Origin of the sequence: Streptomyces sp. S.PB5, assembly GCF_030403745.1 — a bacterium.
Classification (GTDB): domain Bacteria; phylum Actinomycetota; class Actinomycetes; order Streptomycetales; family Streptomycetaceae; genus Streptomyces.
Genome location: NZ_JAQMWP010000002.1, coordinates 796604 through 808839, shown reverse-complemented (window position 1 = coordinate 808839; position 12236 = coordinate 796604). Strand labels below are relative to the sequence as shown.

Here is a 12236-nt window from a genome sequence, read left to right as displayed (position 1 = left end):
CGGCGACTGGTTCAGAGCGAACGAGGACTGGGGCGGACTGCTCGACCCCCACGGAAACCCCCCGCCCGCAGCGGGCGGGGGGTCCCTGGGACATGAGCGCCAACCTGCGCACATGCAGTACGTTCGGGTCATGTCCCAGCCCGCCAAGTCCTCACGTACACCAGCTACGCCCGACGCGCCGGAGAGTGCCGCAGGCAGTCGTGCGGCCGCCCAGCGGCTCAAGATGCGCCGAGAACTGGCGGCCGCGGCGATGGAGCTGTTCTCGACCAAGGGGTACGAGGCGACCACCGTCGACGAGATCGCGGCCGCGGCCGGAGTGGCCCGCCGCACCTTCTTCCGCCACTTCCGCTCCAAGGAAGAGGCGATCTTCCCCGACCACGACGACACGCTGATCCGCGCCGAGGCCGTCCTCAACGCCGCTCCCCCGCACGAGCATCCGCTCGACACGGTGTGCAACGGCATCAAGGAGGTCATGCGGATGTACGCGGCCCGGCCGGAGATCTCGGTCGCCCGCTACAAGCTCACGCGCGAGGTGCCCACCCTGCGCGAGGCGGAGATCGCGTCGGTGGCCCGCTACGAGCGCCTCTTCACCCGCTATCTCCTCGGCCACTTCGACGAGCACGCGCACGACGACGACGCCAACGACGACCCGCTGCTGGCCGAGGTCGCCGCGTCCGCGGTCGTCACGGCCCACAACCACGTCCTGCGGCGCTGGCTGCGGGCCGGGGGCCAGGGCGACGTCGAGACGCAGCTGGACCACGCCTTCGCGATCGTCCGCAAGACCTTCGGCACGGGCATCGGGGCCGGGCGCAGCACCACCCCCAAGCCGGCCGCCGCGACCGTCTCGACGCACGGCGAGGTACTGGTCACGGTCGCCCGCACGGACGCCCCGCTCGACCAGGTCATGAGGACCATCGAGGAGGCGCTCAAGGAGCGCTGAGCGACCGCTGAAGCCTGTGATCACGGCCACCCTTCGGGGTGGCCGTTTTCGTGTGTCCGGTCCCGATTTCAGGCACCTTCAAGACCCTGTTCGATCGATCATCGCTCATTTGTTACGTAAAGATTTCACCTGAGTGCAACTCCTGGCACTCAGTGCCTTGCCAGGTGACACGCGGTGTCATACGTTGAAGAGGTCCGGGCGGCCGGCGTGCAGAGACCTTTCGCACGCCGGCTGTCCCAGCAAGTCATCGACCTGCCCCGCCCGGACGCCTGCGTCACAGGCAACCTCCCGCGCCACAAAGCGCTGCCGAAGCACCACCTCGCCGGACCGACGGCACCTCACCGAACCCTCAGCAGCACCGACGTAACCCTCAGCACCCCTCCCTCAGGGTGCGTATCGCCGGAGGCAACACCGTGACCGTGAAGGACATCCTCGACGCGATCCAGTCGCCCGACTCGACGCCGGCCGACTTCGCCGCTCTGCCGCTCCCCGAGTCGTACCGCGCGATCACCGTGCACAAGGACGAGACGGAGATGTTCGCGGGCCTGGAGACCCGCGACAAGGACCCGCGCAAGTCGATCCACCTGGACGACGTGCCGCTGCCGGAGCTCGGCCCGGGCGAGGCCCTGGTCGCCGTCATGGCATCGAGTGTCAACTACAACTCCGTGTGGACCTCGATCTTCGAACCGCTGTCCACCTTCGGGTTCCTGGAGCGCTACGGCCGCACCAGCGAGCTGGCCAAGCGCCACGACCTGCCGTACCACATCATCGGCTCCGACCTCGCGGGCGTCGTCCTGCGCACCGGCCCGGGCGTGAACTCCTGGAAGCCCGGTGACGAGGTCGTCGCGCACTGTCTGTCGGTCGAGCTGGAGTCCTCCGACGGACACAACGACACGATGCTCGACCCCGAGCAGCGCATCTGGGGCTTCGAGACCAACTTCGGCGGCCTCGCGGAGATCGCGCTCGTCAAGTCCAACCAGCTGATGCCCAAGCCGGGTCATCTGTCGTGGGAGGAGGCGGCGGCCCCGGGCCTCGTCAACTCCACCGCCTACCGCCAGCTGGTCTCCCGCAACGGCGCCGGCATGAAGCAGGGCGACAACGTCCTGATCTGGGGCGCGAGCGGCGGACTCGGCTCCTACGCCACGCAGTTCGCGCTCGCCGGTGGCGCCAACCCCGTCTGTGTCGTCAGCAGCCCCCAGAAGGCAGACATCTGCCGGGCCATGGGTGCCGAGGCGATCATCGACCGCAACGCCGAGGACTACAGGTTCTGGAAGGACGAGAACACCCAGGACCCCAAGGAGTGGAAGCGCTTCGGCAAGCGCATCCGCGAGCTGACCGGCGGCGAGGACATCGACATCGTCTTCGAGCACCCCGGCCGCGAGACCTTCGGCGCCTCCGTGTTCGTCACCCGCAAGGGCGGCACCATCACCACCTGCGCCTCGACCTCGGGCTACATGCATCAGTACGACAACCGCTACCTGTGGATGTCGCTGAAGCGGATCATCGGCTCGCACTTCGCCAACTACCGCGAGGCCTGGGAGGCCAACCGGCTCATCGCGAAGGGCAAGATCCACCCGACGCTGTCGAAGACCTACTCCCTGGAGGAGACCGGTCAGGCCGCGTACGACGTGCACCGCAACCTCCACCAGGGCAAGGTCGGCGTGCTGTGCCTCGCCCCCGAGGAGGGCCTCGGCGTGCGCGACGAGGAGATGCGCGCCAAGCACATCGACGCCATCAACCGCTTCCGCAACATCTGAGACACCCGGGGTCATAGATGACTGAGCGTCAGAACGCCGACGGGGCAAGGGAGAAGGACCGGCCGTGGCTCATGCGCACGTACGCCGGCCACTCCACGGCCGAGGCGTCCAACGAGCTGTACCGGCGCAACCTCGCCAAGGGGCAGACGGGTCTGTCGGTCGCCTTCGACCTGCCGACCCAGACCGGCTACGACTCCGACCACATCCTCGCCCGCGGCGAGGTCGGCCGGGTCGGTGTGCCGATCGCGCACCTCGGTGACATGCGCCGGCTGTTCCAGGACATCCCCCTGGAGCAGATGAACACCTCGATGACGATCAACGCCACCGCCATGTGGCTGCTGGCGCTCTACCAGGTCGTCGCCGAGGAGCAGGGCGCGGACATCACCAGGCTCCAGGGCACGACCCAGAACGACATCGTGAAGGAGTACCTGTCGAGGGGCACGCACGTGTTCCCGCCGGGACCCTCGCTCCGTCTGACGACGGACATGATCTGCTACACGGTCAACAACATCCCCAAGTGGAACCCGATCAACATCTGCAGCTACCACCTGCAGGAGGCGGGCGCCACACCGGTCCAGGAGATCGCGTACGCGATGTCGACCGCGATCGCCGTGCTGGACGCGGTGTTCGCGTCCGGCCAGATCCCCGAGGACCGCAAGGGCGATGTCGTCGCCCGGATCTCCTTCTTCGTGAACGCGGGCGTCCGCTTCATCGAGGAGATGTGCAAGATGCGCGCCTTCGGCCGCATCTGGGACAGGATCACACGCGAGCGGTACGGCATCGAGAACCCCAAGCAGCGCCGCTTCCGGTACGGCGTCCAGGTCAACTCCCTCGGTCTGACCGAGGCGCAGCCGGAGAACAACGTCCAGCGGATCGTGCTCGAGATGCTGGCCGTGACGCTGTCGAAGGACGCACGCGCGCGTGCCGTGCAGCTGCCCGCCTGGAACGAGGCCCTCGGTCTGCCCCGGCCCTGGGACCAGCAGTGGTCGCTGCGCATCCAGCAGGTCCTCGCCCATGAGAGCGATCTGCTGGAGTACGAGGACATCTTCGAGGGCTCGCACGTCGTCGAGGCGAAGGTCGCCCAGCTCGTCGAGGAGTCCTTCGCCGAGATCGACCGGATCCAGGAGATGGGCGGCGCGATGGCCGCCGTCGAGTCCGGCTATCTGAAGTCCCAGCTGGTCTCCTCGCACGCCGAGCGCCGGGCCCGGATCGAGTCCGGCCAGGAGAAGATCGTCGGCGTCAACATCTTCGAGACGACCGAGCCGAACCCGCTGACGGCCGACCTGGACACCGCGATCCAGACCGTGGACCCGGCCGTGGAGGCCCGTGTGATCGCGGGGCTCCAGCACTGGCGGGACACCCGCTACCAGCCGCCCTTCAACCACCCGCGCCCCTGCAAGGCGCTGGAGAAGCTGAAGGAGGCCGCTCAGGGCACCGGCAACCTCATGGAGGCCACCCTGGAGTGCGCCCGCGCCGGTGTCACGACCGGCGAGTGGGCCGGGGCGCTGCGCGAGGTCTTCGGCGAGTTCCGGGCGCCGACCGGGGTCTCGTCGGCGCCGGTGGCGGTGCCGGCGGAGGAGGGCTCGGCCATGGCCGACGTCCGCCGCAAGGTCGACCTGACGGCCAAGGACCTCGGCGTCGGCAAGCTGCGGTTCCTGGTCGGCAAGCCGGGCCTGGACGGGCACTCCAACGGGGCCGAGCAGATCGCCGTACGCGCGCGCGATGCCGGCTTCGAGGTGGTCTACCAGGGCATCCGGCTCACCCCGGAGCAGATCGTGGACGCGGCCCTCGCCGAGGACGTGCACGCGGTCGGTCTGTCGATCCTGTCCGGCTCGCACGCCCAGCTGGTGCCGGATGTCCTGGAACGACTGCGTGTGGCCGGTGCCACAGATATACCCGTGATCGCCGGTGGCATCATCCCCAATGGTGACGCCGAGCAGCTCCGGGCAGCCGGAGTGGCCGCCGTCTTCACCCCGAAGGACTTCGACATCACCGGCATCATCGGCCGCATCGTCGACGAGATCCGGAAAGCGAACAAGCTCGACCCCCTGGAGGTCCCCGTATGACCGCCCACCCGTCTCCCACCGCCGCCCTTCCAACGAGCGGCTCCGCCGCGCACCCTTTTAATCGTCTGCGTCCCCGCCGCTCGTGTCTCGCGGTGCCGGGAAGCAACCCCCGCTTCCTGGAGAAGGCGCAGGGCCTCCCGGCGGACCAGGTCTTCCTGGACCTGGAGGACGCGTGCGCCCCGCTCGCCAAGCCCGGGGCGCGGCACACGATCGTCAAGTTCCTCAACGAGGGTGACTGGACGGGCAAGACGCGGGTCGTGCGCGTCAACGACTGGACGACCGAGTGGACGTACCGCGATGTCGTGACCGTCGTCGAGGGGGCCGGGCAGAACCTCGACTGCATCATGCTGCCGAAAGTGCAGACGGCCCAGCAGGTCGTCGCGCTCGACCTTCTCCTGACCCAGATCGAGAAGACGATGGGCTTCGAGGTCGGCAAGATCGGCATCGAGGCGCAGATCGAGAACGCGCAGGGCCTGAACAACGTCAACGAGATCGCGACGGCCTCCCAGCGCGTCGAGACGATCATCTTCGGCCCGGCCGACTTCATGGCGTCGATCAACATGAAGTCGCTGGTCGTCGGTGAGCAGCCGCCCGGCTACCCGGCGGACGCCTACCACTACATCCTGATGAAGATCCTGATGGCCGCCCGCGCCAACGACCTCCAGGCGATCGACGGCCCCTACCTCCAGATCCGCAACATCGACGGCTACCGCGAGGTCGCGCAGCGGTCCGCCGCGCTCGGTTTCGACGGCAAGTGGGTGCTGCACCCGGGTCAGGTCGAGGCGTCCAACGAGATCTTCTCGCCCTCGCAGGAGGACTACGACCACGCCGAGCTGATCCTGGACGCGTACGACTACTACACGTCCGAGGCGGGCGGCAAGAAGGGCTCCGCGATGCTCGGCGACGAGATGATCGACGAGGCCTCCCGCAAGATGGCGCTGGTCATCTCCGGCAAGGGGCGCGCGGCCGGCATGCAGCGCACCTCCAAGTTCGAGATCCCGGAGGCCTGAGCGCGATGCAGTTCGGACGCACCTACGAGGAGTTCGAGGTCGGCGCGGTCTACAAGCACTGGCCCGGGAAGACGGTCACGGAGTACGACGACCACCTCTTCTGTCTCCTCACCATGAACCACCACCCGCTCCACATGGACGCCAACTATGCGGAGAACACGACGGACTTCGGCAAGAACGTCGTCGTGGGGAACTACATCTACTCGCTGCTGCTGGGCATGTCCGTGCCGGACGTCTCCGGCAAGGCGATCGCCAACCTGGAGATCGAGTCGCTGCGGCACGTGGCGCCGACCTTCCACGGCGACACGATCTACGGCGAGACGACCGTCCTCGACAAGACGCCGTCGAAGTCGAAGAACGACCGCGGGATCGTCTACGTCGAGACCAAGGGCTACAAGCAGGACGGCACGCTGGTCTGCGTGTTCCGCCGCAAGGTCATGGTGCCCACCGAGACCTACATCAAGGAGCGCGGCGGCGAGCAGCCCGGCCGCCCGGAACTCACCGCACCTGCGGACAAGAACACGGAGAAGTAGGCCATGGCCCGTCTCGCCCAGACCGCCGGTCTGACCGACATCCAGCAGGAAATCCTCTCCACCGTCCGCGACTTCGTGGACAAGGAGATCATCCCGGTCGCCACCGAGCTGGAGCACCGCGACGAGTACCCGCAGCAGATCGTCGACGGCCTCAAGGAGTTGGGCCTGTTCGGCCTGATGATCCCGGAGGAGTACGGCGGTCTGGGCGAGTCGCTCCTGACCTACGCGCTGTGCGTCGAGGAGATCGCCCGCGGGTGGATGTCGGTGTCCGGCATCATCAACACCCACTTCATCGTGGCCTACATGCTCAAGCAGCACGGCACACAGGAGCAGAAGGACCACTTCCTGCCGCGCATGGCGGCCGGCGACATCCGGGGCGCGTTCTCGATGTCGGAGCCGGGGCTCGGTTCCGATGTGTCGGCGATCACGTCGAAGGCGGTGAAGGACGGCGAGGAGTACGTCCTGAACGGCCAGAAGATGTGGCTGACGAACGGCGGGACGTCAAGTCTGGTCGCCGTTCTCGTCCGAAGTGACGAAGGACTCACTCCCGAGGAGGCGGCCGCCAAGCCCCACAAGTCGATGACGACCTTCCTCGTCGAGAAGGAGCTCGGCTTCGGAGAGGTCCGCCCCGGCCTCACCATCCCCGGGAAGATCGACAAGATGGGCTACAAGGGCGTCGACACCACCGAGCTGATCATGGATGACCTGCGGATTCCGGCCAACCGTGTGCTCGGCGGCGTCACCGGCCGAGGTTTTTACCAAATGATGGACGGCGTGGAGGTCGGGCGCGTCAACGTGGCGGCGCGTGGTTGCGGTGTCGCTCAGCGTGCTTTCGAACTCGGTGTCCGGTACGCCCAGCAGCGTCACACTTTCGGTAAACCGATCGCTCAGCACCAGGCGATCCAGTTCAAGCTGGCCGAGATGGCTACCAAGGTCGAGGCCGCTCATGCGATGATGGTCAACGCGGCACGCAAAAAGGACTCCGGGGAGCGAAACGACCTTGAGGCTGGGATGGCGAAGTACCTCGCCTCCGAGTACTGCAAGGAGGTCGTGGAAGACGCCTTCCGGATCCACGGCGGCTACGGCTTCTCCAAGGAGTACGAGATCGAGCGCCTCTACCGTGAGGCTCCGATGCTGCTGATCGGTGAAGGTACCGCCGAGATCCAGAAAATGATCATCGGTCGCAGGCTGCTCGAAGAGTATCGATTCCAGGGCTGATTGTCCGGATACGGGGTGTTTTCTTGGAGAAGAAGATCACACCCCGTCAACACTCTTCAGCCGCCGACTCGGCTTCCTGGCTTGCCCAGTTGTGGCCTACGACCGGTACGATCCCGGGAAAGCCGCCGTCCCCCGTTGCAGCGCGGCGCCATCCGCTACGAAGGTCATCCATGCCCCACAGCCAAACCTCTGCACCACGCGACAGCCAGGCCGGCGGCGTACGCCTCGCGCGCGGAGCATCGCCGTGGCTTCTCCCGACTGTCGCCACCGCAGCCCTCAGCCTGGTCCGCGCACGCAAGTCCGGTGCCGCCAAGGCTGTGGCCGTGCCCGCCACCGCACTCGCGGCGGGCATGCTGTGGTTCTTCCGCGACCCCGAGCGCGAGATCGCCTCGGGCCGGGTCATCTCGCCCGCCGACGGTGTGGTGCAGAGCATCATGCCGTGGAAGGACGGACGCACCCGCGTCGCGATCTTCATGAGCCCGCTCAACGTCCACGTCAACCGCGCGCCGCTCTCCGGCACGGTGACGTCGGTCGAGCACATCCCCGGCGGGTTCGTTCCGGCGTTCAACAAGGAGAGCGAGAACAACGAGCGCGTAGTCTGGCACTTCGACACCGAACTCGGTGACATCGAGATGATCCAGATCGCCGGCGCGGTGGCCCGCCGCATCGTCCCCTACATCCCGCAGGGCACGAAGGTCGAGCAGGGCGACCGCATCGGTCTGATCCGCTTCGGTTCGCGCGTCGACATCTACCTCCCCGAGGGCGTGGACGTCGCGGTCGAGGTCGGTCAGAAGACCGTGGCTGGGGTGACTCGCATTGACCGTGATTGATCCTGAGACACAGGCGGGCTGGGTGCCCGAGGCCGATGAGGCCGACGACGAGGAGGAGATGCCTCTTTCTCTCCGCCTCTCGATAGCGGACACCCTCACCCTCGGCAACGCGACGTGCGGCTTCATGGCGGTGTACTTCACCACCACCGGCATCCTGATCCCGCACCTCACGGACACCCAGGAATCCGGCATGGCCCGCAACAGCGCGGCCACCGCGGTCATCCTGATGCTCTGCGCGGCGGTCTTCGACCTGTTCGACGGCCTGGTGGCGCGCAAGCTGCGGTCCTCGCCGATGGGCGCGGAGCTGGACAACCTCTCCGACCTGGTCAGCTTCGGCCTGGCACCGGCGTACTTCGTCCTCGTCTACGGCATGGTCGCCGCCGACGCCTCCCAGCGGGTGGCGGCGGTGGGGGCGATCGTGGTGCTCCTGGCGGTGGTGCTCAGACTCGCGCGGTTCTCCTGCGTGACGGTGAAGGACGGCACCTTCCAGGGCATGCCGTCCCCCTTCGGGGCGCTCACCGTGGTCTCGATCGTGCTCCTGGAGCTGCCCTTCGAGGCGACGCTGATGGCGATCCTGGGGACGGCGTGGCTGATGGTGAGCCGGGTCGAGTACCCGAAGCCGCGGGGCATCCTCGCGGTGGCGATGCTCGGCTGGATCGTGTCGGCCATGGGTCTGCTGGCGGCCTGGGCGTTCGACGCCCCGGGCGGACAGCTGCTCCTGCAGACGGGCTGCGCGCTGCAGCTGGTCATGGGCGCGGTCATCCCGCTGTTCGCCACGGCCCGCCGGGTGAACAACTTCCGGGGCAACCGGCGCGAGGCACGGGCGGCGCAGTTGCCGTAGGCGCCTGGAAGAAGCCTTCGCACAGGGCCCGAACCGATTTCGGTTCGGGCCCTCCGCGTGTGCCGGGTGCTCGGCCACAATGGCGGGCGTGGGACCTGCGGACGGTTCGGACGGTGTCGAGGTCGGTCTGCTGGGTCCGGTCCGGCTGTGCGTCGGGGGCGGGCCGCGGCCGCTGTCGAGCGTGCCCCAGCGGATCGTGCTGGCCGTGCTCGCGCTGCGGCCCGGCCGGGTCGTGCCCGTGTCCGAGCTGATCGACGCGCTGTGGGACGAGGAACCGCCTCGGGGCGCGGTGGGGAACCTGCACAGTTATGTGTCCCGGCTGCGCAAGGCGATGGGGGACGGCGCCCCGATCGCCCGCGAGGCGGCGGGATACCGGCTGCTGCTGCCGCCGGACGCGGTCGACACCGGTCTGGTGGAGCGCCGGGTGACCGAGGCACGGACGGCGTCGGGCCCCGCCCATGCCGCTCGGCTGCTCGGCGAGGCACTGACCGTGTGGCGCGGCGCCCCGCTCGCCGACCTCGCCGACCGGACGGCGTTCACCCCTGACCGGGCCCGGCTCACCGAATGGCACCGCCAGCTGTGCGAGGAGTGGTTCGAGCTGCGTCTGCTCTCCGGGGAGGCGGCCGACGCCCTGCCCGATCTGGAGGCGGCCGCGGCCCTGGATCCGCTGCGCGAACGCCTCCACCTCCTGCTGGCCCGGGCCCGCCACCAGACAGGACGCACGGCGGAGGCGCTGGCCGTGGTGGAGGCGTTCCGGCTACGGCTGGCCGAGGAGTACGGGCTCGATCCGGGGCCCGCGGTGGCCGAGCTGCACCGGCGCCTGCTGGCCGACGATCCCGGACTGCGGGTGCCGCGTACGGCGGCCGGGACCGGCCCTCACGATCCGCCGCCGTCCCGGGGACCCGTGGCCCGGCCCCGAGCGCTCTCCCCCGCCGACCGCTTCATCGGCCGGAAGGCCGAGCTCGCCCAGGTGCGGGAGGCTCTGCGGGATCACCGGGTCGTGACCGTCGTGGGGCCGGGTGGGGTCGGTAAGACACGGCTCGTGCTGGAGCTGCTGGACGAGCCGGGCCCCGCTTCCGGCCCGGTGCACGTCGTCGAGCTCGCCGAGATCTCCGAGCCGTCGGGGGTCGCCGGTGCCGTGGTCGCCGCGCTGGGGCTGCGGTCCGCGCCCGAGGGCGAGGTCACCGCCGTCGCCGATCGACTGGGGCGCGCGGCCGTGCTGCTCGTGCTGGACAACTGCGAGCACCTGACCGGCGCGGTCCGGGACCTCGTGCGCGAGTGGTCGGTGCGCTGTCCCGGGCTGCGGGTGCTCGCCACCTCGCGGCGGCGGCTCGACGTGCCCGGGGAGCGGGTCGTACGGCTCGGGCCGCCCGTGGAGGAGGAGCAGGTGGAGCTGTTCTGCGACCGGGCGGCGCTGCTGCGGGACGGCTTCAGGCCCTCGGCGGCCGTGCGGGAGGTGTGCCGGATGCTCGACGGGCTGCCGCTGGCCCTGGAACTGGCGGCCCGACGGGAGGCCGTGTTCGGGCTGCCGCAACTGCGGGAGCGCCTGTCGGCGGGGCTCGACGTACTGGAGCCGGTGCGCGGCGGGGACCGGGCCACGGCCGTCACCGCGACCGTCGAGTGGTCGCGGCGGCTGCTCGACCCGGACGCCCGGGACCTGCTCGACCGGCTCTCGGTGTGCCGGGGCGGTTTCGGTGCCGACGCGGTCGACCACCTGGCCCCGGCGGGCGCGGGCCGTCCGGCGGCGCTGCTCGCCGAGCTGGTCGACGCCTCCCTGGTGGCCTGCGATCTCACCGCCGAGCCGCCGCGCTACCGACTGCTGGAGACCGTACGGCACACCTGTGCCGCCCATCTCGACGGGTCCGAGGACGCACGTGCCGCGCATGCCCGGTGGATGCTGGAGCACGCCAGGCGGGTGCACCGGCTGCGGCGGGACCGGTCGCCCGAGGCGGCGGTGCTGTTCCGGCAGGAGCGGGCCAACACGCTGGAGACGCTGGGCTGGCTGGCGGGGTCCGCGCGTCGGGAGGAGGCCGCCCGGCTGGCGCTGATGACGGTCATGGTGCTCGCCGACGATCCCGATCTGCCGCTGCTGGCTCTGCTGCGCGGGCTCGACCCCGCCCTGCCGCTCGCCGACGACACGGAGGCCGAACTGGCCCTGGCCGTGGGGGTCGCCGCCTGGTTGACGGGCGACGGACGGGCCGCCGACCGGCTGTTGGGGGCGGCGGTCGAGGCATTGCCGGAGCGGCACCAGTACCGGTGGATGGGGCGCTTCTACCGGCTGACCAACCGGATGTACCAGGGTGATGTCACCGGTGTCGAGGAGGACGCCGACGCGCTGCTGCACGATCCGGCGGCGCCCGGCTGGGGCCAGGGGTCGGCGGTGTGCTGTGCGGCGCTGGTCCGGGAGTTCGCCGGGGACCACGTGGCGGCCGAGCGGTGGCTGGCGCGGGAGGAGGTGCCGCTGACCGAGCTGAGCCGGGTCGACGGGTTCGTGACCTATACGCGCGGCGAACTGGCGGCGCGCCGCGACCCTGCTCTCGCGCTGGACCTCTTCGCGAGGGCGCACCGGCAGAGCGAGGCGCAGGGCAACGTGGTCGTCCGGGAGATCGCCGCGATCGGACGGGCCGCCCTCCTCGTCCGGCTGGGGCGGCACGAGGAGGCCGTCGTCGCGTGTCACGTCCTCCTCGGCGGTCTGCGGAGGCTCGGGATGTGGCCGCAGGTGTGGATGGTGCTGCGGCTCACCGCCGAGCTGCTGGTCGCGCTCGATGAACTCGGCACCGCGGCCGCCCTGTTCACCGCCGCCGACAGCGACCGGCTCGCGCCCACGGTGTTCGGTACCGACCGCGACCTGCACGCCGGTATGTGGGCGCGCATCGCGGACGGACTCGGGCCCGAGCGGTTGGCGGCGCACCGCGCGGAAGGGCGTACGGACGGCCGCGTGGGGGCCGTCGAACGGGGCCTGCGCACGCTTGCCGCTCGCACGCAGCGTCCGGCAAGCCACGGGCAAGGGGCCGGCAAGCGGCTCCGTGCACCGTGAGAGC

The 12236-nt window shown here is 69.5% G+C and carries 9 protein-coding genes; all 9 read left to right on the top strand.

Annotation, left to right across the window (positions count from 1 at the left end):
- The first annotated feature begins 112 nt into the window (after positions 1–112).
- The 9 genes from PH203_RS08360 to PH203_RS08320 all read left to right on the top strand — a co-directional run bounded on the left by PH203_RS08360 (position 113) and on the right by PH203_RS08320 (position 12232).
- On the top strand, positions 113–940 hold the full coding sequence (locus tag PH203_RS08360; RefSeq protein WP_289918053.1) for a TetR family transcriptional regulator: 828 nt from the start codon (positions 113–115) through the stop codon (positions 938–940).
- Positions 941–1353: 413 nt separating this feature from the next.
- Entirely contained in the window at positions 1354–2697 is a 1344-nt protein-coding gene (gene ccrA / locus PH203_RS08355; protein WP_289918051.1) for a crotonyl-CoA carboxylase/reductase, read from the top strand.
- A 17-nt stretch (positions 2698–2714) separates the two neighbouring features.
- Positions 2715–4763, top strand: a complete 2049-nt coding sequence (locus tag PH203_RS08350) for a protein meaA (RefSeq protein ID WP_289918049.1) — start codon at positions 2715–2717, stop codon at positions 4761–4763.
- Positions 4760–5773, top strand: a complete 1014-nt coding sequence (locus PH203_RS08345) for a CoA ester lyase (RefSeq protein ID WP_289918047.1) — start codon at positions 4760–4762, stop codon at positions 5771–5773. Before PH203_RS08350 ends, PH203_RS08345 begins: the two co-directional genes overlap by 4 nt.
- Before the next feature lie 5 nt (positions 5774–5778).
- On the top strand, positions 5779–6306 hold the full coding sequence (locus tag PH203_RS08340; protein ID WP_289918046.1) for a MaoC family dehydratase: 528 nt from the start codon (positions 5779–5781) through the stop codon (positions 6304–6306).
- A gap of 3 nt (positions 6307–6309) precedes the next feature.
- Positions 6310–7524 carry an acyl-CoA dehydrogenase family protein gene (locus PH203_RS08335; protein ID WP_289918044.1) on the top strand — a complete coding sequence of 405 codons (1215 nt, stop codon included), beginning with the start codon at positions 6310–6312 and terminating at the stop codon, positions 7522–7524.
- 170 nt (positions 7525–7694) lie between these two features.
- Positions 7695–8354, top strand: coding sequence for a phosphatidylserine decarboxylase (locus PH203_RS08330; protein WP_289918043.1), 660 nt, complete (start codon positions 7695–7697; stop codon positions 8352–8354).
- Between the two features lie 22 nt (positions 8355–8376).
- Positions 8377–9195 carry a CDP-diacylglycerol--serine O-phosphatidyltransferase gene (gene pssA, locus PH203_RS08325; RefSeq protein WP_289918291.1) on the top strand — a complete coding sequence of 273 codons (819 nt, stop codon included), beginning with the start codon at positions 8377–8379 and terminating at the stop codon, positions 9193–9195.
- A gap of 88 nt (positions 9196–9283) precedes the next feature.
- Positions 9284–12232: a BTAD domain-containing putative transcriptional regulator gene (locus PH203_RS08320; protein ID WP_289918042.1), complete on the top strand. Its 2949-nt coding sequence runs from the start codon at positions 9284–9286 to the stop codon at positions 12230–12232.
- The last annotated feature ends 4 nt before the right edge of the window (positions 12233–12236 follow it).

Excerpts from the sequence above, each read along its gene's own strand:
- PH203_RS08360 (WP_289918053.1), top strand. The coding sequence starts at position 113 with ATGCAGTACGTTCGGGTCATGTCCCAGCCCGCCAAGTCCTCACGTACA.
- PH203_RS08350 (WP_289918049.1), top strand. The coding sequence starts at position 2,715 with ATGACTGAGCGTCAGAACGCCGACGGGGCAAGGGAGAAGGACCGGCCG.
- PH203_RS08345 (WP_289918047.1), top strand. The coding sequence starts at position 4,760 with ATGACCGCCCACCCGTCTCCCACCGCCGCCCTTCCAACGAGCGGCTCC.
- PH203_RS08340 (WP_289918046.1), top strand. The coding sequence starts at position 5,779 with ATGCAGTTCGGACGCACCTACGAGGAGTTCGAGGTCGGCGCGGTCTAC.
- PH203_RS08335 (WP_289918044.1), top strand. The coding sequence starts at position 6,310 with ATGGCCCGTCTCGCCCAGACCGCCGGTCTGACCGACATCCAGCAGGAA.
- PH203_RS08330 (WP_289918043.1), top strand. The coding sequence starts at position 7,695 with ATGCCCCACAGCCAAACCTCTGCACCACGCGACAGCCAGGCCGGCGGC.